Genomic DNA, 2,188 nt, shown 5'->3' with positions numbered 1-2,188 from the left:
ACCTTCGCAACATTCGTGACAATAACTACCGCTATGAGCGCGATCGCAACTGGGGTCGTGGTTAATCCCTCCGCCTTCATTTATTAAGCTTGGTTCCAGGTGAACTGAGCATTGATTCTACTTGGCGGTAGGACAGACACAATCTCTTTTTCCACTTATTCCAATATCTGATTTTTCACTCTTATCTAGAAAACCTCGCTTCCATTCCCTAGTAGGGAAGCTTGCTCAGGGACTAGGTTTAGCGTTAGTTTTTCTACACGACGTGAAAAGTCGGATTTTAATTAAATCAAAAATTTGCCCTCAGTCTAGAAGTCTCTTTCTCAATTACCAATTACGAATTCATCTCACGACCTTGGGCGCAACAGTTGCACAAAGGTATCACTCACAGTATGGTCTTTGGTATCGGCGGCGTATTGAATTAATTTTTCCTTCAGTTCTTTGGCAGCATCTAAAGGCAGTAAATTTACTAGCAAAAAGTAGACACCGCGAAAACGGGGGTCGCCCATGTGGTCAATCAGCCGATTTTTAGCTTCATCCTTCTCGCCGAGAAAGTTCTGCACCAAAAAGAATTCCATAATCTTATCGTGGCGGAAATACCATTCTCTCTTGGCTGCACCTTCTTCGTTTTGCCACTGACGGCTGACGACCATTTTATATTTCTCATCTTCTAAAGACTGTACTACCTGGTAAAATTTCTCTCCAGGTAGCGCCTGCTCATCGTTTAGCCGCATTTGATAGACTGCATCCGAGAATTTTTTTAAGGGAAATTCCTGGTTCCACTCTTGCAGGTATTCGGCTGCCATCAAATTATATTGCTGTTGTTGCAGGTGAAACAAATCGGGGTATTCACCTTGGGAGATCATTAACGCCACAACTGTTAAATCCATTGGGTTAGAGAGAACCCTTTGGTTAGGAGTTAACTCCTCTGGTGATTGCTGCTTGCTGAGGGCTGTTGCTAGATAGCTAGTGCAGGCTTGCTCGTAATTATTACCCTGAACCTTGGCATCTTTGGGGAGTCGTGGCTGACGGGAAAGCAAAAATTGCTGAATTTGGGCTTGCTCTAGGGACTGTAATTTATATATCTTGGCTGTTGAGGGTGGTGTCCACTCTAGGGGCTGGGTAGTCATGATGATGTTACCCCGGAAATAGCTTTCGACAAACTGGCAGATTTTTGCTCTGGTGTCGGCTGTGACTTCGTTGAGTCCGTCAATGCAGATATCTAATGCACCACTGTAAATTAAATTCTTGAGAAAATCAGCATCTTGTGCTTGCCCGTGCAGCTTGGCTTGAATTGCTTCAATTACCCCCTTGTCACACTTGCGGGCGGGTAAATAAACCACAATGCGCGGTGAGGTTTTCACCAGATGGCGGAGAAACATCGACTTACCCAAACCAGAATCACCTTCTAAGACTATTTGCCCTATGATGCTGGGTAGCACCTGGGTAATTGCTTGGGGTTCTTCAGCACTGGGAACTTTCACCTTCGATTCTGAAAAGTATGTTTGGGGGTTAAAATTATCTAACCCGGCATCGGCTAACAAGGAAGGCTTGAAGGGTTCAAATAACTTGCGGCGGAAAAAGGGAATCCAGGCGAGGAGAAAGCCGACGTAGCCCACGCCTAAGATCCGCCTTACCCAAGGATTCCAGAAGAAAATGGCTTGAACTTGGGGAAATTTGGGATAAGCAAAGATGAGGGCAAGCCAAAAGGTAGCGTGAATCAAAATTATTGTTCTAGCGTTAAAAAACCACTGCCAACCCTTGAGGTTAACTATTACTGATTGCAGCGAATCAGCTTCATTGAATCCGGCATCTTTGAGGTTTTTGTAGTGAGTTTCTAAAATTACAATATCTTGCGGTTCCCAATGGACTTTTCTGGCAACTACAGCAATTTGCTTTGCTAAATCTTCCCGTAATCGTGCCAAATCTCGGCTGGGTTCCCAGACTTGGGCAAAGATTTTGAGAGTTTTATCACCGCGATCGTGGCTTAATGAAGCAGGGATTGTTTTAGCGTCAGGAAAACCCAGCCATGTAAGCAGTGTTTTGACTTGATTTGTGCCGCCACCCAAGAAATAGCTTAAAAACCGCCACTGTACAACTTCTGATTGACCTACATAATAGACTCTATCCAGAATTGCTACAACATTATTCAGGTTGAGTTGTTCTATCTTTCCCAATGCCGATGCTGCAC

The 2,188-nt window shown here is 44.4% G+C and carries 1 protein-coding gene; it reads right to left on the bottom strand.

Annotated elements, in window-relative coordinates:
* Positions 1 to 344 precede the first annotated feature (344 nt).
* On the bottom strand, positions 345 to 2,188 hold a 1,844-nt coding region (locus ACFE90_RS37830), incomplete at its 5' end, for an NACHT domain-containing protein (protein WP_375507353.1).

It is taken from the genome of uncultured Nostoc sp. (genome assembly GCF_964245445.1).
Lineage (GTDB): Bacteria > Cyanobacteriota > Cyanobacteriia > Cyanobacteriales > Nostocaceae > Nostoc.
Note: the sequence above shows the minus strand (reverse complement) of the source record. Positions and strands in the feature narration are given on the sequence as shown.